The following is a 562-nucleotide window of genomic DNA, read 5'->3' on the forward strand; positions in this document are numbered from 1 at the left end:
CTATAAAACTTTTCCCAACTCTCCAGGTGACATCACTGGAATTTCCGCACTCACAAATCCAGATGCATCACGAGTTACAATTGCATCTACTGCATGTGCTATTCCACAAGCACACTGCACTGCATCCTCAAAATCTTGAAAATTCAACGTGATTGCTTGTTCCAAAACATCTCGATCAACAGCGCAAATATGTAAATCTGTCAGAATTTGTGCAATTGCATCTTGAGCTACTATCGCACCTGCTGCTTTTCGGACAATGTAATAGATGTTGGTAATCGTTGTTGCTGCGATAAACCCTTTGACTTCACCAGCATCAATTTTCTCAAACAGTCTTGCTGCATCCTCCACAAAAGGCTCTCGCTCTTGTAAGAAATCAAGAACAACGTTCGTATCAATCAAAACTCGCATTACTGATACTTCTGAGTCAGATAGGTGACATAATCTGCTGTCATCTCTTCATCACTTGATATCTCTAAGCCTTTAGCAATACCTCGCAACCGGGACAAGTTACCTTTGTTCAGCGCTGGGCGAGTTTCTTGTTGTAGGGACTCCAGCAAAGTTT

Annotated in this window: 1 protein-coding gene; it reads right to left on the reverse strand. The window is 42.0% G+C overall.

The window, feature by feature from the left end; translation table 11 throughout:
- Positions 1 to 408, reverse strand: a complete 408-nt coding sequence (locus tag AC5590_RS09110) for a type II toxin-antitoxin system VapC family toxin (RefSeq protein ID WP_169269053.1) — start codon at positions 406 to 408, stop codon at positions 1 to 3.
- Between the last annotated feature and the right edge of the window lie 154 nt (positions 409 to 562).

The organism is Brasilonema octagenarum UFV-OR1 (assembly GCF_963888615.1).
Classification (GTDB): domain Bacteria; phylum Cyanobacteriota; class Cyanobacteriia; order Cyanobacteriales; family Nostocaceae; genus Brasilonema; species Brasilonema sennae.

Excerpts from the sequence above, each read along its gene's own strand:
- AC5590_RS09110 (WP_169269053.1), bottom strand. The coding sequence starts at position 408 with ATGCGAGTTTTGATTGATACGAACGTTGTTCTTGATTTCTTACAAGAG.